The organism is Pseudomonas sp. MF6747 (assembly GCF_963890955.1).
GTDB lineage: Bacteria > Pseudomonadota > Gammaproteobacteria > Pseudomonadales > Pseudomonadaceae > Aquipseudomonas.
In genome coordinates this window covers 106730-125314 of record NZ_CAWPSZ010000034.1, presented here as the reverse complement: position 1 = coordinate 125314, position 18585 = coordinate 106730, and the positions used below count along the sequence as shown (strand labels likewise).

Below are 18585 nucleotides of genomic sequence, written 5' to 3'. Positions count from 1 at the left end.
GCAACAAGAAAGCCCCTTAACCGGGGCTTTTTTGTGTCTGTCTTCCTGACAAAACCTTTGCGGATACAGTGAATATCAGCAGGCTTCCATAGTGACTTGCTCTTGCTTCTCAACCAGATTGGCTTGTTGTATGGCTTCATACACCGCAAACAGAAAACGTTCACAGTAGAAACGAACCTTAGCAAACCTCCCCTTCTTAACACGCTTCCTGCCAATCCTAACCACAAACTTAGGGTTCCTTTTAATCGCCTTTGCATTCACGACTTTGCAGAGGTGATGGAATTGAATGTATGACACATCAGTAATTTCATATTTCTTGATAAAGTCATTTATCAACAGCAATGGAAAGAACTCAGCATAAGCTTTGTATTCTTGCATCACCCTCACATCAAACTTTTCATATTCACCACGCTGAACAGAATGAATGAAATTCTTATTCCTCAACGTCTTGTTCTTTGTGGTAACTCCCCTCTTCTTTTTAACGCTCATTTCCTTAACCATAAAATTGTTATTCCATTTAATATTCAAGTATTACATATAAATATCCTTTTGCAAGATTGTATCATCATTTAATTGTGCTAACATGATAGTATAAGAACATACTTATTATCATGATTAAAGTTAAAATATCAGCACTTCTGTTAAGCATATTGCTCATAGCAGGATGTTCAGACGAAGGCGACAGAATACCGGGTAAATGTGGCGTCAGTGAAAGCAATGAGAACAAAGTAGCGGGATTCAACTTTGAGCTTTGTGCTGAAAACAAGTCAGCCATCATGACAACCTCCAATATGAAAGGAGCTGGTAAACAAGCAATTCCGAAAGGTGATGAAGCCTATGAAGCTGTTCAAGCTAAGATAGATGCTGACCCAGCTAGTAAACTCTTACAAGAAGAAGCAAACCTCACAACAGCAGCAGGTAGATTTGCCTACAACTCAATCATTTACTTGATGGGTATATGCATACTCATATGGAACTACGTCAGAATACTAATTTCAAAAGCCGCTCAGGAGCATGACCTACATGAAGAAGGTGTAAGCCGTTACGGGCTAATGGCCTTGTTCATGCCAATGCTTGGCGTCTTCATGCTTTGCCCATGGTTTTGGGGTGATTTGGGTGAAGATGAGAACTCAACAGTAGCTGAACGAGTCTTCACCACCGTGACAATGTGGTCAGATGTTGTGGAAGCTGGCGGTATATCTTCACTCATAGCATGGCAGCAGCAAGGCGATATAGGAGCCGTAGAATCGGAAGCCGCTAGGAAGTATGACCCATCCTACGCAAACGCCCGTAGCATAGCGTTCGCAATGGTTAACGCCGCCCTTCTCGACAACAGAACCGCTAAATTCCATTACAAATACAAAAACTTTGAATTACCCGTTGAGAAAAGAAACGTTGAGTTCCAAGAACCATTGCAGTTCTACTTTACTGACAACTCTATATCTATCAAACGTCTTCCAGATGGAAGCTTGATTGAAAGTGACGCTATAGCCGTACCCGGCCAGATTGAAATAACCACTGTGTTACCACTCAACAACAGTGTGAAGAACGCAGCCAGAGAGCTTAAATCACAGTATCTCACCTCTACCCCAGCCAACTTTGAGCCGACCTTAAAGGAATTTAAAGCGGCCATCATGGCTAAGATTGGTGTAACGGAATCAAACCCTGACATAAACAATGCTGTAACAAGTCAGGCTAATGAACTGGTTCAACAATCATTGATGCAAGAAATCAAATCCAACAGCATAATCAAGAAAATTGCAAGGCTCAATGAAGAAACACAATGCACCATTAACAGAATGGGGCTTGATGAAGAATACCTAAAAGACATTAAGAACTACCTAAAATTCTTAACGGGCGTAGAAGCGAAAGCTAGATTTGAAGGAGCCATTGAATGTATCGGCGGTAAGAATGGTGCGTTCATGGTTTATGGAGAAAGAACCCTTGATGTGGTAACAGCAGAAAGGAACGCAGCCTTCAAAGAACTTGTTGACGACATTTATTCAATCATAACAGCCCATGCAACAGCATTAGCAAACGTAACAATTGACAAAAGCAATGGTAATTATTGCGTACTTGCTCGTAAAGGCCAAACCACTGACTTTGCACTCTACTACCCACTATGCATTAGACAGTCCGAAGCTAACAGACAAATCATCAACATGGCCGCGAGCAGCTACACCATGTCAGGTAATGGTGAAGGTTCTTATGTAGATACAAACTACGCTTTAAAGGGCAACCACATGCTTGATACGTTGGCAATTGATAATTTCGACACCATCATGAGTGACATGTTTAACAGCGTTGAAGTAAAGGTTGACTTCTACAAAACAGATAAAAACGCTTATCTTGAAAACTTGATTAGAGGTAATTTAGGTGACTCCGACAATCTATTGAAGAACATACTAGAAATCACGCTCAAACCTACCGCCACTTTGAAGCGTGACTTAGGAATGACCGATGAATGCGACGACTTTTTCTATTGTGTGAAGCCCGCTAACGTCATACCAGCGTTGAATAATATTGCTGACAAGCTAATTGATTCAGGGGTTTATGTTGCGTTCTTCTCAATTACAGCTTCACAAATTTCATCTAAATTCACCAAAGGCGAAGACAAATCAGCCAACCTTGAAAATCAATCCAAGAAAAATAAAAGCGGTATGCAAAAGGCATTGACCGTTGTTACAGCGATATTCTCAATGTTCGCTACCCTAGGCTGGATTGAATTGTATGCTGGTGGCTTCATCAAGTATGTTCTAGCTGTTCCTCAGTTGTTTTTCGTTGTGGCGTCATTGATGATAATACTGATGATGATATTCAACCTAATTCTGGCACCATTCAGGTTCTTATGGTTGTTATGGCCGAACGACAATGACAATTTTGTCTCTAACGGCAAAAAGTTAATCAATGAATTTTTATTCAACGTCACAGCGAAACTAATACTTGTTATGATACAAGCATTCTTTTATCCAATCCTAGGATTTGCATTGTTAGGTGTTTCATTCCTCATGATGCAACTGGCAGACCAAGGCGTAAAAGAAGCAATCTTCTCAACAATGATGTTAGGCCCAATGCTCTACCTCACAGTTGTTGGAATCTTGAAGGCCACCATTGTCTTGTTAGATAAATACATCGAGAGATTAGAAGGCAACGCTTTCATGGCTGGGGTATTGCAGGAAACACTTGATTTGTGCTTAATTGTAATCACCTTCTGCATTCCTCTTCTATTCGTGAGATTAGGCAAGACAAAAGGCATGAATGAGTAACCAGCAACAAATCATTCAATAGAACACTGACTGTCACATGACAGTCATTTCTATTTCAGCCATTTGGGAATCAGCAAACTTTTTGAATTCAATTGAGAATTTCAGCATGTCTTCTCGTTTCAGGGCTTTCTTCATCCGTTGCTTGGAAAGGTCAGCACCTTTAGCGTGAAGATACATATCCAGAAATTCGGTAGAGACAGGGATTTCAAGCAAGTCACCACAGCGGCCCAGCTTCACCAGCAGGAAATAACGCTTGATGTGAAGGTCAGCGAACCCGATCATTTTAAAGCCGGTATCTTTGACCATAGCCTTAGCGGTTGAGGCACAGACAGAAAGGAATTCATCACCTTTGAGAATTTCTTGATAATCCGGTGATGTGGTTTCAACAAGCTTGTGTTTGATTTTTGCGTAAAAATTAGACATAGGTATCTCCTTTGATTTTTTGTCTTATGTGCATCCTTCTATTGCTAGAGTTGATCGAATTGAAACAGAGTACAAGACCTATAAAGGTCTTTTTTCATCAGCTCATTACAGGGTTTGTAGACGGTTCTGAGCTTGATTTGCACATAGCTGACACTTTGTTAAATGCTTCAACATTACCAGCCTTGATCGAGCTTTCAGGCTGAATATCCGGGGCTTTGTACCCCACCATCAACGTATCATCCTTACTCCAATCAGTGATGACGTTGCAGTTATACATAAGCACATTGCCGATCTGAACCCGGTGAACCAGCATGTTTGCTATCACCTGCAGGAACGCCACCTTGCAAGCCAATTCATCAATGTCATTCAGGATCACCGTGACGGTTGCTAGGGCTTCTGGTGTGGTCATAGCACATCGTTTCAGGGCCGCTAGGGGAAGGCTCCCGGCACCACAACAAATATCATTAATGCTCTTACCGGCAGTCAGCACTGGCATGAGCTGAGCAAGCCCGTCTGCTAGGTCAGAAGGTGTGTAGAACTGGCCTAAGCCCTCTCCCCTTCTACCAGTCAACAAAAGCTCTTCATGCAGCATTGAGAACACATCAATGAAAGGGTCACAGGCTCGTACAAGCTCACAATAGCTCTTAACAGCTTGACCGAGTTCAGGGCTATCTTCGATATTTAGCAAAGATTCACTGACATGCTCTTTCATATAAATTTTAGAACCGCAAATTTCCATAAGGCACAGTGCTTGAAGCATTGACTTGAAAGCATAATCAATGAACAGCTTGTAAGAAGCCTCTTTGTTACGTTGCTCACTACCATCAAGCTTTGAGCCAATCTTGAACAAATCGCTTTTGAATTTCACCAGAAGCTTTTGATTTACATTTTCTTTCATATCCCATCCTTAATTCGTTTAGTAAAAATACGTAGAGTATTCGCCGCAACAATCCTTTCAACACACATTCCCAAAACAGTATCAAGACCATCTCTAATTTCATCCTTTGTTTTAGACAGCTCAAAAGACTCATAAACCTTGACAAACATTTTCAAGACAGTTTCTGCAAATTTCGTAATTTTCATATCCTCATTTCTAGCCCAACAGATTAAAGCAACAAATGTTTCAGCTACCATTTCACTAACTCTGTATGTGCGACCACCAACTTTCATTACAAGATAGTAGTTGCTATAACGAGTTGCAGAATTATCAATTCTCAACATTCTGAATTTATCTAGATTAATCTGAATCAATTGACCAGCCCAATAAAGATGCTGTATTTCTGGGTTTTTATCGGCAAAGGCTTTCATAGTCTCAAACTCTTCCTCTGCCTCAATCATATCTTTAGTTATTTCTTTCATCACATATCCCCTTATTATATTTCAATCTAACTTTTGGACAAACCATTAAACAAAACACACATATTATGATTCAAAGTACAGCTCAATCACGCCCAATACATCATCTGTGTCAAAGTCTTTTTCACCTTCAACTAGCTCATAAAATTCAGGGCCAAGTACACATTCCATAAGGTCTGAGAAATCCCCAGCCATCAATTTAAGTTTTGAATTCAAGAATATTTCAACAGTGCCTTCATCCAGAATCATTGTGACAGATTGGCACATTGAGCATATCAGTAGTTCGATAAGTGTAAATGCATCATCATCACACATGCTGGCTGATTTTTCTTTTACAGCCCAGTACAGAGAGCGGTAATTCATCATTTCACCAATAGCAGCCATAATAGAAAGCTGTTCAGGAGAATGATTTTTATCAACCAGTGACTTCATAGGCTCACTCATAAAGTCACCTACTAGTTCGTTGAATGTTTGCTCACCTACATCTTCACTCACATTATGAATGATTTCGACCTTACCCAGTTCTTCATTGAAACTAAGTTTCATATGTGGGTTCATCCAGCTGATAACCCTTTCCATAAACCAAAATTTATCAGCGTTGGGCCTATCAGACTCCACTACGGTGCAAGCGTAGTAATACAATTCTCTATAGTTATTTACTTCAAGAGCAATATTAGCATCGACAGGAACATTATTAATTTCGCACTTAGACATTTAATCACCTCTTCATTTCTTCATAAGCTAAACCCTGATTGGTTAAGACGAAACAAATATATAGTTTGAAATTAAACTTGTCAACAGAAATAAATTGACAGGAGCCATTGTAACGTGCTAATCAAAAAACACATTTATTGTCTAAGCCTTAAGTTACGTGGCTTGTAGAAGGTCAAAAATCATAACTAACATTTATTAAAACCATCTAAATCCGACGAACGGTATAGATATACAATAAATCTGATTTTTGTTTTGGCATCTTACTTATGCTTCCCGAGTTTTAAATAATACTCTTTAATTAGGTTAAATATTTGCCATAGTCCATTTATATATTATAATGATATTATATAATCTCACTTTAATTCATGAAATACATAATTATTGCCGTTCTTGCCCTCTTCCTGTCTGGTTGCTATGACAAAACCATTCAGTCAGAAGTCAATGAAAATGCCGTCACGACTTCTCAAGACAAGATAGATACCAACCTCAAAAACAACATCATTGAAGCAGCCGTTGGGTGCAGTGCCGCAAAAGTCATCATCAACCACACAAACAAGAAATTTCTATTTTTTGGAGACAGCCTTGCACCTGACTACAACTGTTCAGGTAAAGAAGGTACTGAGGGAAGAGACAACACAAACCCTATCCCATCCATCGTTGGTGAAGCGAATGACAACATCAGAACAGTCGTAGCGTTGTTTGTAACGACTGGTATGGCTTACCTTATTTACTTAATTTTCTTCCAAAAAAATCTAGCATTAGCAGCTTCAAGCAAGGTAAGAACACAAAATTTCGTAATCAAGAAATTGCACGCAATGTTTGAATATTTTGTTGCAGTTGGTTTAGGAAGCTTGCTTTTTTGGACAGTGTTTTCAATCAGTGAAAACTGGGCAACGACCTACCAAAGAATTGAATCAACCAACGCATTAACAAAAGAAATATCTGTTAAATTCCCTGACTTTTCATTCAAGAACGGTAGATTAGGCAACATTCTTGATTACCAGATTTGCGTCAAGTCAAATTCATTCAGCGAAAAAGACCAAGACCCTTCAATCAAAATCCTTAAAACCGCTGGCGGTAGGTCAATCTCAGCTTCCTATGGTCGCTGTAAGCTCGTAGGGGCTTACCTAATAGACAACAAAGGTGTGACCATAGCTAAAGAATATGGCCTATTCGACTACACCGCTATGCAAGATAAAGCACTGGCTGATGCCTTAGCTAAATTCGTCAAGAGTGCTGACCTCATCGCAGCGAATTACAGCAAGAGCCTTTTACCGTTCGGTATTAGCTCCAAATTCAATGAAAGCGTAGCTTCATGCGGCGTTGAGTCACTTGCGGGGGTTGACACACGTTTCTTTTCATCTATTGAGCTTGAAAAATACAAAGCCTACGCTTTGAACTGTATCAGTAGAGAATTTGTTTATGACTTGACCAAAGCCAAAGACATGACAATGGACTCAATAGATACTCAACAAGCTCAGCTTCAACATAGAAACGCCTTCATTTGCTCATCTGGATATGAACAGAAAGGAATGATGCTCAGTGAAGATACAGAGAAATTTTACAAGCAGTGCATTCAAGACAACTGCAACAGCCTCACATCACCCTACGCTTGCAGCACAGCACTCAACAGCTACTTTGTGATGAAGGATGATGAGTTTAGACAGTTTCTAACCCTTCCAGTCTCCGACAAAAGAAGAAGAATTGTTGATAACACCTCAGCTCAAAAAATCGTCAACACATTTAATGCTGACTTTACCGTTCTTGAACAAAGAGAATTCTACCAATCTGGCGGTACTGTCTTAGCGACATTCCCTATTTCAGTGGTTCAAGGTGAACTACAAATCAAGGAGATTGAAAGAACCTTCACTATTGGTCATCAGAATGTAGCCAATGGTATGAATGGCTTTGGATTTGAAAGTGTTTTAGGCCGATTCACTGGCCGTGATGGTTTTGCTGGGTCTAAGAAATTTGTGGTGTGTATGCAACATCCTAACGTCATGCATGACGGCTTTGATTGCGGGAACATCTACAACGAAATGTATGCATACGGCTTGAAGATGAGCATTGTAGGAACCCAATTGAAAGTAGCCACAGCTATCAATAAGGCAGGTGGAAAAGTCAGTGTGAAAGGAAAAGGAGCAACAGAGTTATCTGACCAAGTGGAATACACCATGATGAAGAAGGTTGTTGGTATGTTTGCCAAAGCCGCTCAATCAAGAAAATTGATTGCATGGGCTGTTCCAGTCCTTACAGATGCTGGTGGTGGTGTAATAGCCTTAGCAGCTAATGACGATGGTTTTGCTGACTCATTCTATGAGAAGACTGGTAACTATACTGAATTTTACACAATGATGTTGTTCTCTCAGCTAAACGATGGAGCGGCAACAATCGTTTCAAACGCAGCTAATGCCATGACAGCAGCCGGTCAATTCTTCATGTATCTCTTACCGTTGTCTGACTATTTCATTTTCTTTGCAATCATCACTGGGATGATTACCAACATCATGTTTGACAGTGTAACCATCATGCTACGCTGGTTTGTGAATTTAGATGCTGAACCAGAAAGAAGAGACTTAGACAGAACAGCTATTATCATCATTTGTGAGAAATTATTGTTGGCTTGCTTGAACGCTACTTTTGCATTCACGATGATTCCGCACATTTTCTCACAGACGATGATTCACGTTGTAGGTGATTTAAACAAATTCTCAGGTGCTTTGTTTGGCTGGGAAGATGGAATGAAAGCCACAGTTATATGTTTGGTCATCTCAGTATTGGTTTTTGTAGTATTTTACAAGATAACTTCTTCCTTGATGAGTAGAGTATCAGCACACTTTGAACACTTCACGCATGGCAAGGTTTCAAGACAAGATATGAGAGTTCAAGGTATTCAAGAAGCTAAAGTTGTAGCAAAAGCATATAGAGGGCGAGTAGCGGCATAACATCGGGTTGGACAGTGTGTAATTTGTGTTTGATTATTAGATTGGTGTTTATTCTGGCGTTATTGTGTTGACTTAAAGTTGTTTAGTTAATATGTTTTCTCAATGATAAAGTTGGTTGTAATTTGAAAATACTACAGTAATCCGCTTGAGTTTCGGCACTCATATGTTATACTTAAAGTAGGAACTTAAAGGAGGTTCGTATGAATATTAAAGTTATCGGTATGGGCGTTATTGCTTGGGTTGTAATGTTTGGCGTCTTTGCATTGTCGTTAAAAGGTTTGGTTGATTGGAAATTGTTAGAGGCTAGAAACGTTGGTGTTGCAGTTATTGCGGCATCTATCTTCATGTTGTTCTTGCCTAAATTGCTCAGCATCATCACGGATGAAGACGAGTTCAGTTCTTCTATGATGATTGTTTCAATGTTGGTTGGTTGTGCTGTTATCGTTGCCTTGTCTCACTCTTTCATGTATTCCCTTTTGTTCATCGGGTTTGTGAAAGGTCTTGAAGCTTGCGGCCTCTTCAAAGCAATGTTCCGTGGTATTGGTAACATGCTGGGTGCTGGTTACGTTGCGGTTGCTGGCAAGAAGACTAAGAAACGTTACATCTAATTCACTTCCTTTAAGTTCTAAATAGCCTCCTTCATTGGGGGCTTTTTTATGCCTGTATGATTTGCGTTAAATTTCTTAAGTATTATAATGTTAAGTAATAACATCGAAGAATATTATGTCAGCCAAGGAATTTATACAGAATAGAGCACAAGCACAAGAAAGACGCGAGAAGAACATTCATTTCAGAGTCACCGATGATAAGTTAATCATCATCAGCCCAAACCATTTTGAACCCAAGCACCTACCCTTCTTTTCAGCCATCCTTGAAAACGAGCAAGCTAACGCTCAGCTAATCAAACCCTACAAAGAAGGTCATCTTGCCTACGCTCACAGCTATGGCCCGCTGTTGATGGACAAATTTCACCATTTTGAGAAGGTGAATGACCCTCTCTCATTCATCAAGCTCAATGACCTTCAAGACAGGTTCAGCTTCTTCCAGACCAGTGACACCATCGTCATAGTGGATAGAGACAAGGAGCTATGGCACACGAACGCTACCGGGCATTTTGAGACGTTCCAGACTGGTGATGTGATAACCCTCAAGGATGGTCAGCCAGCCACCTTGCTTGGCCTAGAACTTGAAGCCACATACGACAACCTGCAGGTGTTGGGAATGCTGTCTGAGAACGTCGATACCTACCACCATGACCAGAACCGAGCAGATCCAGCCCCAGTGATTGAGCCTATCCCTGAACCTGTTCCAGTGGCTCTACCAGAAGCCCTACCCGCCCGTAAATTCAGCGTTCAGAAGGTAATCGTCAATCTATGCGAACTTTACCGCAACAACGAAACCAGCGTGATCGAGCAGGCCGACTTTAAGCGTCGATTCGACCGTCAGACAGACCCTTTGGTCAAGATGGATGGATTCAACGCAAAGCACCTCTACACCGACCCAGCGTCTGTTAAATCCTTTCTGTTGAACATTCCACACGCTGACAAGGTGGCGATGGCCGCTAACAGGAATTCACTCTACTCACTCCTATCCAACTACCACCACAAGGCACAGAACGCCGTGGAGAAGTTTGAGTATGCCTATGGCCCGGTCAACGAGTTTTGCCCAGCCGCTACCGAGCAGGTCATAGCCTATCTAGCCTTCCTTGATGACAAGAAACTATTGGGTAAAGACCAGTTGATGAAACAAGGGCTTGAACGTCTGGAAAAAGCGAGCACCATGACCAACATGAACACCGACTACACCAGTGAAAAATTCACCATGCAAGACTTAAAAGCTCATCTGGTGAAAAGCTTTGAACAAATAGAAGACAAGAAACACGAAAGATTCAAGATACGCTACAAAACACAATAAGCCCTTAACGGGCTTTTTTGTTGCTTGATTACTATTCATTCTAAATACCCTACCATTCTTGTAAATTGATTTGATTGTATTATAATATTAAGTAATAACAACAGAAGGACTATCATGTATGAAGGTATAGACCAAGCAAAACTAGGAGAAGAGATAGAAAACTTTGTCAGCTTCTTTGATGAAAATAAACAGCTATTCAGCAAAAACGTTTTAACTGAGCCATTAGTACCCTATGACGTTCACCTTCTAGCTAAGGCTTACATCAATTCAAAGTATGGCTTTGGTCATGAAAATGAACCTGATGAAATTAAAGCATTAGGTGCCTACGAGAAGTTCATAAGCACAATTCCAGATGAAAAAGAAACATCACTTGAAACGTCATTAGGTATGAAACTTGAATACTTTGACGCTAAGGAGTTGAAAGGTTGCACCCCAGAATACGTTTTACAGAAATTCAAAACATCAATTTCTGGTCATGAGCATTTGTTTAGCAACCTCATCAAATATACAGAGGAACAGAACGAACACCGTAGAACGATGGGCAATACTTTAACCAGTTATGAAGATACTGGTATAGATTTTACTAACATCTATTCTGGAATTATAGAACAAAGCATTGTAAGTCGAGCACTCGATTTATCATTGCGTGCCCAAGAAGCTGAATTTCCTTCCATGAGGCAAGAACACAGTGACATTGTGTTTGAGCCGGGAGAATGGACTGAAGGTAAATTTAAAAAGAATGAAGTTCACTTTACTGGTGACACAGAGAAGCTTTTTGAAAAGATTGGCCTTCGCTTAATTGAACGTCTTGAAACAAATGACCGTTCAGGCATACCACCTTGGCAAGACCCGGTGTTTCAGCTCAGCGGCATGAACCCTAAGACCGGCTACAAGTATGGCAATGAAAATCAGGTGCTTCTGATGGATGACACCGAATCCCGAGGGTTTAAGGCACCGCTTTACATGAGCTTCAACGACGCTATCAACTCAGGGTTTGCCATGCCAAAAGGCACCAAGGGAACCCCTATCATTCAGCGTTTCGGTATGAAGGGTAAAGCCATTGAAACCACCAATGAATCAGGTGAATCTCAACCAGTTCTAGACACCAATGGCGAACCACAACACTTCTGGCGTAGAGCGGCTAAGACCGTCACCGTCTTCAACATCGACCAGCTTGAATGGAAGCATGAAGACAAGCCTGACCCACGTATTAAGTGGTTGGAAGAGTTCAAGAAGCCTCAGTTGAAAGCCATCAACAATGACGACCTAGTGACGTTCAGAGACTCTTACCTCAAATCCATAGACATTCCGATTACCAGAGGCGGTACCACGAACTACTACCTTCCTAAAAGGAACGCTATCAATCTGGCTCACAGCGATAACTTCAAAAGCCCGTTGCAGGAAATTTCAACCACCTTCCATGAAGACGCACACGCTCAGGGACACCCTTCTAAGCTCAATCGTCAGTCATTGAACGACTACAACATTTCAAATGCTCATAGGGGCTTTGAAGAGCTTCTAGTGAACGTTGCAGCTCAACAGCTCGTTAGACACTATGGCCTTGACCAGAACGAGCAGCAGCAAGCCTACAACGCCAACGAAGACGCCTACAACCTTGGCTGGGCAATACCAGCGTTCAAGAAAGACCCGTTGTTGATAGTCGAAGCTATGCGTCAGTCTCAACAATGCTTTGAGTCAATGAAGACCCGCATTGACGCTCAATTGAAGCTAGACAACGTTCATCACATCTTCTGTAAACCAGAGCCTGAAAAGGTTGAGCCAGCACCGTTGGCAGTCAAACACGCCAACACGAAACCAGCTAATGATGATAGCAAATACAAATCAACCAATAACCCTATGAGGAACTTAATATGATTAAAGAATACTACACCATTGAAGACGCTATTGCGTTGTCTGGACTATCAGCAAAAGACTATTTCAGCTACATGGAAGGCGATTTAAAACCAGAAGAAGAAATCTTACCTGAACTGTTTGTTGAAAGTGAAGAAGATGAGCAAGAACTAATTAAACGTTTATCAAGAGGATAATTATGATTAAAGACCGTACAGGCTTTACAACCTACCCACACTACAAAAATACTACATTCTATTTTAGTACCAACACGGCTAACAGTTTTCGTCACAACCAGCATTATGTGACCGCTAGGAAAGAAGTTTTGGATTTCTTAGGCGAAACCCTTTCATCTTACGCCGATGAAGCCAATAAATATTATTTCAATATTGAAATACATTCAGCCTTTGATAACTTTCTTAAAGAATTTACTGACACTAGGATTCTCCAATCTAAAAAATTGCGTCAGAAATTCATAGACCGTTTTAAGGGGAAGATTTCAAAGATAGTTCCTGAAATAATCAATAACCAAAAGTATCACACCACCCCAAAAGAGAATCAGTCAGATGAGGATGATTTTAACTTTGATGAATTAGACAAAGCTCCTTTACTCTCAAATGATAATATTTTTGAGGTTTGTTCGACTGATGATTTCAATTTTGATGAACATGATACCACAAGCAATGACGACATACCTATTCTCACTGATTTTGCCACCAAAGAAGATAAATCAACTAAGTCAAATGATGTTGATGAATTTGATTTCACGGAATTTGATGAGACGGAAAAGGAAGAACCTTTAACTAATGCACCAACGTTTTTACTCAGGGGTGAAGGTTACACACTCTACATCAGCTTGAAGCACATGACATTCAAAGCTACAGGTTTTGACCCAGACGTTGTTTACGCCCTGCAAAATCTTGCCACGTTGGTTTTAATCAACCATAAATTCTTAACGGCAAAAAACCACCCTGAATGGCTATATTGCAGCTTTGAGGGTGATTTAGAGGTGATATTCGACAAACTCACCACTGGCTTCTCATTCCTAGACCAAAAGGACATAGACGACGCTGACAGTTTCATTTATTCCAGCTTGTATCTTGCCGTTATGAATTACAGAAACCGCTTAGGGTATTTCAAGTATCACAAGCCATTCGTTTTTGAGCATGAGTAATAACATTTAAGAAACACAACACACCAGCTTTTTGCTGGTTTTGTTTTGCCTACAATCAACTAATCTCAATTTATTTGCATTATTTAGACAGTCAACTATTTACATTTAAGAATCTAGTATTATAGTAATAAGTAACTAACTACAAAAGGTGCATTATGTACTTGATACTAAACAACATAGAGACAGGAGCTTTATACGCAAAAAGAATTACTGAACAAGTCAACAGAGCTGAATTCCAAGTCTCCTACGCTCACGACAAATTTGCAGCAGTTGAAAAACTCATCAACATCTTCATTGAGAACAATTTCAACCATAACCTTGATGGCGTGGAAGAAATTTTGATTGATGCCTTAGCTGATAACAAATCATCCACCATTCAAGCTATCAGAAAAACATTTTCTAAGCATGGGGAAATGGTCAAGATAATGCTTGAAGAAACTCAATTTAGCTCATTGTCTAAATTCTTGATTAGCACAAAAGACAAAGACCTAGCTTGCACAATGACAAGAAGAAGTGAAATGACCATTCAGGAAATATACAAGGAGTCATATCACTACTAATCGTCACTCAAACAACAAAGCCTTCCTAGAAGGTTTTTTTGTGCTTTTATTCATTATATTTATCAAACCGATTTGATTAAAGGGAATTTATATGTAATATTATAATAAACAACTTCTAATTTATTATGAACAACACAATTAAAGGAATATTTGCACTTACTTTGTTAGCATCAGCCACCGCTCAAGCAGCTTATGTTATCTATGTTCCAACTGAAGCTAAACTTGGCGGCCATCTTACTGATGGTTCAATAGTTTTCACAAACAAAAGTCAAGAACCGACTGAACCAGAAGTGCCACAAGAATTATTTTGGGATGTAGAAGTCACCAGAAAGGCTAAATACTACAATTCAACAATGTTCTATTACAAAGAAACTTTGAACAATTCTGGCTTTAACATCGTAGCTGGGGGATTTGACCACTCTGTTTATAACGGTGTTTCAATCGTAAAGTATAAATTTACCGGTGGCACTAATGAGCAATTCGGTTATGAATTTGAAACCTTTACACCACCTGAATCTGTAGAAGCTGAATCCGGGGGTATTATGCTGAAATGTAACAAAACCAGCAGCACTTATGTTCCTTACTATGATGGTACATCAGGTTTTGGAATGTTAAGACCGGCTTCTTACAACGTATCATGGACTTGTGACGGTATATTTCCGGGGCTAGTATCAAATCGCCCACCTGCAATGAAGATGAAGTTCAAGGTTAAATGAGTCTATATCTATGCTAGGGATAATTATTCTAATAAATATAGCAATCATAGCTTCTGGCTTGATTGCTCTTTCTGCTTACGAACACAACAGAACACAGGATTTGATTGTTCAATCACAAGAATATGCTTCTGAAATCCTGATGGTCAAGAAATCGCTTCTGGCTTTATCAACGACTTATACAGAAACCATTGATGATGTTACGACCGTCTACCCGGCTGTTCCTGCAGGTCAGAATCAGGGAATTATTCACACGCTTCCAGCTATGATGATGAAGCCATTAAACCCATTGAAGAAGCCCTATGTCTATTGCCCCTTTGGGGCACGCTCAGACCTTCCATTGACCGAAACCATCAATGGTGGTGCAGGTGGCGACTACAACGCCGGTAAAGCGGTGCTGGTGCAGAATGGTAAATCTAGGGACTACATCACCAGCACGGGACTTAATCAGTTGAACGGCTCAACCATCCTAGCGTTCATCATCAGCCCTAATCCACCATTTACCGGCTCTACACGCTGTCAAGATGTGATGTATGACGCTGACCTTCAACGTTTCGTTGTACAGGGTGGAAGAGTAGAAATAATTACTGCTTTGGAAGTCGAAGCAACCAATCTAAACAAACAATAACAAACAATAACAAAGGAAAACATATGAGAAAATTACTAACATTCACATTATTATCAATCATGGCTAGTACATCACACGCTTCATACACGTATCACCTAGCCCTTCAAAGCACAAATTCAACCACAGGTGCATTGCCTGATGGAAGCATTAGATTTGTCAAAGCGGGTGATGGTACTGGTTTGCCACCAACAGAAATCATCACACCACCTCCTATTGTTGATGGTGGTTCTGGTGAAGTCGAATACAGCGAAGAACAATCATGCTTGGACGAAGGGAATGCAAACAGTGCGAAAGCTCAGGTTGAGCAGTTTCCATCAGTAGTATTTGGTGGACTTTTCTACAATGCCTCATCAGAAAAAGCTTGTATTGCTCATGCCTTACTTCCCATGAAAACGTACAGTTCAGCTTGCAAAGCCAGCAACGTAAACAAACTGAACGGCATAATCTCTAACATGGAATACACCATGTTTGGATTCACATATGAATTTACCGGCAGTTGTTAATCAAGATGATGACAAACAAAACGAACCTCTTAATTGAGGTTTTTTGTGCCTGTCAATAACATAATTGCAATATACAATACAAATGGTAAAATTAAGATATAAACTAAAATAAGGAAGCCATGACTACAAACAATCAAACAAAATCACACATAGTTCTGTTAGAAGAAATGCTTGAACAAGATATTAAAATATTAGTAGCAGCTACTGACAAATACCTCATTGCGAACCCTAACGGCACCGCCTTCATACCTAAGCAATTGCTCAGCGTCTTTGAGAGCCATAGCAGCCTTGCCGGGAAAGGTCGCTATCACAAATCAACTGTTAAATACGCCTACATCTCACCGTGGACGAAAGCACCGCGTAGTAAGCATAATTATCTTACCAGCTTCAAGCAGCACCCGCTAATACACAACCTCTTTTTAGCAATCGCATATCAAGGGTATCAATACACTGACCACACCCTTCTAAGCGTGCTTCCTAGGGTTGTAAAAAGCTCTATCGCCAAACTAGCCTTATGGGGCATCAAAACCATGAACACAACATATGATAATGTTGGTGCTCTATCATCAATCAATAAGGTATTCACCCTTGTGACGGTTGGCACAGAGCTTGATTACTTGAAGCATATAATGAACAAATTCAATCTTGATTTGAACGCTTCTGAAATTAATAGGGTAACGACCATCAAAACCGATTCTGGAGTGAACGTAACGTTCATCGTCTCCGACGCTCATTGTGTGGCGTTGATTGAAGATAAAGTTTATGTGGCGAAGGTAGCAGACGGATTAGAGCTTTGCGTGGGTGATTTAGAATTCTTGCTCACACCAGATGGCGTGACTGTTCAAGAAATGAAATACATACACAATTCAATTACGTCATTTGATTTCAGGCAGGAAGTGAAGCAAACGTTAGCCAGCAAGCCAACCTTCAAGACTAAAAAATAAACCCTCAAATGAGGGTTATAGAACTTGATAGGATATTATCTATATAGTTTAACTAAAACATGAGTATCAGTCGCGGGATAGTCCCATAATTTTCCACCTGTACACGTTAACCAACCTCCTGAACCACCTGTAGCATCCAGCCAGCTAAAACCACTACTACATTCATAACCGTCTACTACTATGCGTTTCACTTGCAATAATATTGCTTTTGCATTCGCGTTCGGAGCAAAAATAGTAATATTATAAAACGATTGAGGTTTTAAATCAGCCCCACACCTGTATCTTTGATTGATTATAATACCCCCTTGAAAGGTTGCGACGGGGCGAACTGGACAGTTATCAATCTTTGCTGGAACATAATCATAAAAGCTGGTTAAGAACGCCGGATTTGTATCTTGTTGAGGTTGGCATAATTCAACATCTTTGTAATTTTGTGGCCAAAACCTTTTCTCAGAAGGAAAATCAGGATTGACATAATCAGCACATTTTTCAGGTACGATTGGCTCATCAGGGTCAATTGGCTCTGGTTCAGTTGGAACAGTTGGTGTAGTCGCACCCCCATTACCGAAAGTGATTGTGCCATTTGGAAGAGAACCACCACCCGCTACTTCAAGTGGTAGTTTATAGACGTAAGCAGCTTGGGCTGTTGATGATAAAGCGATGGTTGCTAATGCTATTGCAAGTAATGATTGCTTCATGATTTCCTTTTGTTGTTTATATAATATCATTATAACATATGAATACCCAATAGCAATTAAAGTCAACCATTATTTGCGATTATTTACAAATTAATTTATGTGTGTGATGGTTGGTTCATACATCTTAAATTTCAAATCTTTCATCATGTAAGCTCTAAAATCAGCTTGTAGCTTTTCAACCTCAGCCATGCTTTTAACACTGACTTCAAAGGTCATGTTGCAATTTGCCATTTCTTTGATTACTGGCTCATTTCTGTTGATAGTAATTTGTGTAAACTTACCCTCAGCATGGGCTTTTTGTAATGCATTATCTAGAGCTGTAACATTTTCCAAGCACTCAGGATTGATAACAGTCACCTTTTGAAAGTCAGCATGAGCGAAAGCAGCAGTCATCACTAAGGCAGTGGTTAATACTAGTTTTTGTAATTTATTCATTGTCATTTTATTTATCCTCTCCCTAAGTTATACCATTCCTTTTCCGTTATACAATATGAATGCCCTATTTTCTTTTATATCATTGACGAATGGTTACTTTATGAGACAATGAACCTATAAACATATGATTAGACATGAACAAAGAAAAAGTAATTGAGCTAAGAGTTATCTTGCAATTCAAGAACCTTCTAGCATTGAAGCTTAAAGAATTGAATGCACCAGCACACGCTGTTAAGTCAATTAACCAAGAGTTACAGAGCCATTTGGACGAGTACAAAGGGTTTGATAGCCCATTGGTTCAGTTCAGCTTGAACCACGCCAGAAGGACTAGATACGGGATTGATATTAGCTATGAAGCAGCGACAAGGCTTCATCACTTTACAGAAAACAAGCTTGAATATTATCTCATCGACTAAACGTCAAAACCCTACTGAGATTAGGAGCAATAAACAATTAATCAA

At 40.0% G+C, this 18585-nt stretch carries 20 protein-coding genes; 13 read left to right on the top strand and 7 right to left on the bottom strand.

Going from position 1 to position 18585, the window contains the following annotated elements:
- Window positions 1-75: 75 nt before the first annotated feature.
- Window positions 76-489: a hypothetical protein gene (locus AACW30_RS22730; protein ID WP_155401166.1), complete on the bottom strand. Its 414-nt coding sequence runs from the start codon at window positions 487-489 to the stop codon at window positions 76-78.
- 122 nt (window positions 490-611) lie between these two features.
- Between AACW30_RS22730 and AACW30_RS22725 the strand changes: the two genes are divergently transcribed.
- Window positions 612-3266 (top strand): hypothetical protein, encoded by a 2655-nt coding sequence (locus AACW30_RS22725; protein WP_200623456.1) that lies wholly within the window; start codon window positions 612-614, stop codon window positions 3264-3266.
- Between the two features lie 33 nt (window positions 3267-3299).
- On the opposite strand, the gene AACW30_RS22720 is transcribed toward AACW30_RS22725, so the two are convergent.
- The 4 genes from AACW30_RS22720 to AACW30_RS22705 all read right to left on the bottom strand — a co-directional run bounded on the left by AACW30_RS22720 (window position 3300) and on the right by AACW30_RS22705 (window position 5759).
- On the bottom strand, window positions 3300-3689 hold the full coding sequence (locus tag AACW30_RS22720; RefSeq protein ID WP_200623455.1) for a hypothetical protein: 390 nt from the start codon (window positions 3687-3689) through the stop codon (window positions 3300-3302).
- A 97-nt stretch (window positions 3690-3786) separates the two neighbouring features.
- Complete coding sequence (locus tag AACW30_RS22715) at window positions 3787-4587, bottom strand: N-6 DNA methylase (protein WP_200623454.1); 801 nt, start codon at window positions 4585-4587, stop codon at window positions 3787-3789.
- The gene (locus AACW30_RS22710; protein ID WP_200623453.1) at window positions 4584-5048 is read right to left on the bottom strand and encodes a hypothetical protein; all 465 of its coding nucleotides are present in this window, start codon (window positions 5046-5048) and stop codon (window positions 4584-4586) included. Before AACW30_RS22710 ends, AACW30_RS22715 begins: the two co-directional genes overlap by 4 nt.
- A 63-nt stretch (window positions 5049-5111) precedes the next feature.
- Window positions 5112-5759 (bottom strand): hypothetical protein, encoded by a 648-nt coding sequence (locus tag AACW30_RS22705; RefSeq protein WP_200623451.1) that lies wholly within the window; start codon window positions 5757-5759, stop codon window positions 5112-5114.
- A 365-nt stretch (window positions 5760-6124) separates the two neighbouring features.
- On the opposite strand from AACW30_RS22705, the gene AACW30_RS22700 reads away from it, so the two are divergent.
- The 11 genes from AACW30_RS22700 to AACW30_RS22650 all read left to right on the top strand — a co-directional run bounded on the left by AACW30_RS22700 (window position 6125) and on the right by AACW30_RS22650 (window position 16991).
- Window positions 6125-8704, top strand: a complete 2580-nt coding sequence (locus tag AACW30_RS22700) for a hypothetical protein (protein ID WP_200623449.1) — start codon at window positions 6125-6127, stop codon at window positions 8702-8704.
- Window positions 8705-8904: 200 nt separating this feature from the next.
- A complete protein-coding gene (locus AACW30_RS22695) occupies window positions 8905-9312 on the top strand; it encodes a hypothetical protein (RefSeq protein ID WP_078470006.1) in 408 nt (135 codons plus the stop codon).
- 115 nt (window positions 9313-9427) lie between these two features.
- The gene (locus AACW30_RS22690; protein WP_200623447.1) at window positions 9428-10618 is read left to right on the top strand and encodes a hypothetical protein; all 1191 of its coding nucleotides are present in this window, start codon (window positions 9428-9430) and stop codon (window positions 10616-10618) included.
- Window positions 10619-10732: 114 nt separating this feature from the next.
- Window positions 10733-12493: an ArdC-like ssDNA-binding domain-containing protein gene (locus AACW30_RS22685; protein ID WP_200623446.1), complete on the top strand. Its 1761-nt coding sequence runs from the start codon at window positions 10733-10735 to the stop codon at window positions 12491-12493.
- Complete coding sequence (locus AACW30_RS22680) at window positions 12490-12666, top strand: hypothetical protein (RefSeq protein ID WP_200623445.1); 177 nt, start codon at window positions 12490-12492, stop codon at window positions 12664-12666. Before AACW30_RS22685 ends, AACW30_RS22680 begins: the two co-directional genes overlap by 4 nt.
- 2 nt (window positions 12667-12668) lie before the next feature.
- Window positions 12669-13643 carry a hypothetical protein gene (locus tag AACW30_RS22675; RefSeq protein ID WP_200623444.1) on the top strand — a complete coding sequence of 325 codons (975 nt, stop codon included), beginning with the start codon at window positions 12669-12671 and terminating at the stop codon, window positions 13641-13643.
- Window positions 13644-13798: 155 nt separating this feature from the next.
- Window positions 13799-14203, top strand: a complete 405-nt coding sequence (locus AACW30_RS22670) for a hypothetical protein (RefSeq protein ID WP_200623443.1) — start codon at window positions 13799-13801, stop codon at window positions 14201-14203.
- A 125-nt stretch (window positions 14204-14328) separates the two neighbouring features.
- Window positions 14329-14919, top strand: coding sequence for a hypothetical protein (locus tag AACW30_RS22665; RefSeq protein WP_200623442.1), 591 nt, complete (start codon window positions 14329-14331; stop codon window positions 14917-14919).
- Window positions 14920-14929: 10 nt separating this feature from the next.
- Window positions 14930-15544: a hypothetical protein gene (locus AACW30_RS22660; RefSeq protein WP_200623441.1), complete on the top strand. Its 615-nt coding sequence runs from the start codon at window positions 14930-14932 to the stop codon at window positions 15542-15544.
- 23 nt (window positions 15545-15567) lie between these two features.
- Window positions 15568-16047: a hypothetical protein gene (locus AACW30_RS22655; RefSeq protein WP_155401170.1), complete on the top strand. Its 480-nt coding sequence runs from the start codon at window positions 15568-15570 to the stop codon at window positions 16045-16047.
- A 119-nt stretch (window positions 16048-16166) separates the two neighbouring features.
- Window positions 16167-16991, top strand: a complete 825-nt coding sequence (locus AACW30_RS22650; protein WP_200623440.1) for a hypothetical protein — start codon at window positions 16167-16169, stop codon at window positions 16989-16991.
- A gap of 35 nt (window positions 16992-17026) precedes the next feature.
- Here the strand turns inward: AACW30_RS22650 and AACW30_RS22645 are convergent, their stop codons facing one another.
- Both AACW30_RS22645 and AACW30_RS22640 read right to left on the bottom strand, forming a co-directional pair.
- Entirely contained in the window at window positions 17027-17689 is a 663-nt protein-coding gene (locus tag AACW30_RS22645) for a hypothetical protein (protein ID WP_155401171.1), read from the bottom strand.
- A 90-nt stretch (window positions 17690-17779) separates the two neighbouring features.
- Window positions 17780-18130 (bottom strand): hypothetical protein, encoded by a 351-nt coding sequence (locus tag AACW30_RS22640; RefSeq protein WP_042560866.1) that lies wholly within the window; start codon window positions 18128-18130, stop codon window positions 17780-17782.
- Between the two features lie 128 nt (window positions 18131-18258).
- Between AACW30_RS22640 and AACW30_RS22635 the strand changes: the two genes are divergently transcribed.
- The gene (locus AACW30_RS22635) at window positions 18259-18540 is read left to right on the top strand and encodes a hypothetical protein (protein ID WP_042560867.1); all 282 of its coding nucleotides are present in this window, start codon (window positions 18259-18261) and stop codon (window positions 18538-18540) included.
- Window positions 18541-18585 lie beyond the last annotated feature (45 nt).

Excerpts from the sequence above, each read along its gene's own strand:
- AACW30_RS22730 (WP_155401166.1), bottom strand. The coding sequence starts at position 489 with ATGAGCGTTAAAAAGAAGAGGGGAGTTACCACAAAGAACAAGACGTTG.
- AACW30_RS22725 (WP_200623456.1), top strand. The coding sequence starts at position 612 with ATGATTAAAGTTAAAATATCAGCACTTCTGTTAAGCATATTGCTCATA.
- AACW30_RS22720 (WP_200623455.1), bottom strand. The coding sequence starts at position 3,689 with ATGTCTAATTTTTACGCAAAAATCAAACACAAGCTTGTTGAAACCACA.
- AACW30_RS22715 (WP_200623454.1), bottom strand. The coding sequence starts at position 4,587 with ATGAAAGAAAATGTAAATCAAAAGCTTCTGGTGAAATTCAAAAGCGAT.
- AACW30_RS22710 (WP_200623453.1), bottom strand. The coding sequence starts at position 5,048 with ATGAAAGAAATAACTAAAGATATGATTGAGGCAGAGGAAGAGTTTGAG.
- AACW30_RS22705 (WP_200623451.1), bottom strand. The coding sequence starts at position 5,759 with ATGTCTAAGTGCGAAATTAATAATGTTCCTGTCGATGCTAATATTGCT.
- AACW30_RS22700 (WP_200623449.1), top strand. The coding sequence starts at position 6,125 with ATGAAATACATAATTATTGCCGTTCTTGCCCTCTTCCTGTCTGGTTGC.
- AACW30_RS22695 (WP_078470006.1), top strand. The coding sequence starts at position 8,905 with ATGAATATTAAAGTTATCGGTATGGGCGTTATTGCTTGGGTTGTAATG.
- AACW30_RS22690 (WP_200623447.1), top strand. The coding sequence starts at position 9,428 with ATGTCAGCCAAGGAATTTATACAGAATAGAGCACAAGCACAAGAAAGA.
- AACW30_RS22685 (WP_200623446.1), top strand. The coding sequence starts at position 10,733 with ATGTATGAAGGTATAGACCAAGCAAAACTAGGAGAAGAGATAGAAAAC.
- AACW30_RS22680 (WP_200623445.1), top strand. The coding sequence starts at position 12,490 with ATGATTAAAGAATACTACACCATTGAAGACGCTATTGCGTTGTCTGGA.
- AACW30_RS22675 (WP_200623444.1), top strand. The coding sequence starts at position 12,669 with ATGATTAAAGACCGTACAGGCTTTACAACCTACCCACACTACAAAAAT.
- AACW30_RS22670 (WP_200623443.1), top strand. The coding sequence starts at position 13,799 with ATGTACTTGATACTAAACAACATAGAGACAGGAGCTTTATACGCAAAA.
- AACW30_RS22665 (WP_200623442.1), top strand. The coding sequence starts at position 14,329 with ATGAACAACACAATTAAAGGAATATTTGCACTTACTTTGTTAGCATCA.
- AACW30_RS22660 (WP_200623441.1), top strand. The coding sequence starts at position 14,930 with ATGCTAGGGATAATTATTCTAATAAATATAGCAATCATAGCTTCTGGC.
- AACW30_RS22655 (WP_155401170.1), top strand. The coding sequence starts at position 15,568 with ATGAGAAAATTACTAACATTCACATTATTATCAATCATGGCTAGTACA.
- AACW30_RS22650 (WP_200623440.1), top strand. The coding sequence starts at position 16,167 with ATGACTACAAACAATCAAACAAAATCACACATAGTTCTGTTAGAAGAA.
- AACW30_RS22645 (WP_155401171.1), bottom strand. The coding sequence starts at position 17,689 with ATGAAGCAATCATTACTTGCAATAGCATTAGCAACCATCGCTTTATCA.
- AACW30_RS22640 (WP_042560866.1), bottom strand. The coding sequence starts at position 18,130 with ATGACAATGAATAAATTACAAAAACTAGTATTAACCACTGCCTTAGTG.
- AACW30_RS22635 (WP_042560867.1), top strand. The coding sequence starts at position 18,259 with ATGAACAAAGAAAAAGTAATTGAGCTAAGAGTTATCTTGCAATTCAAG.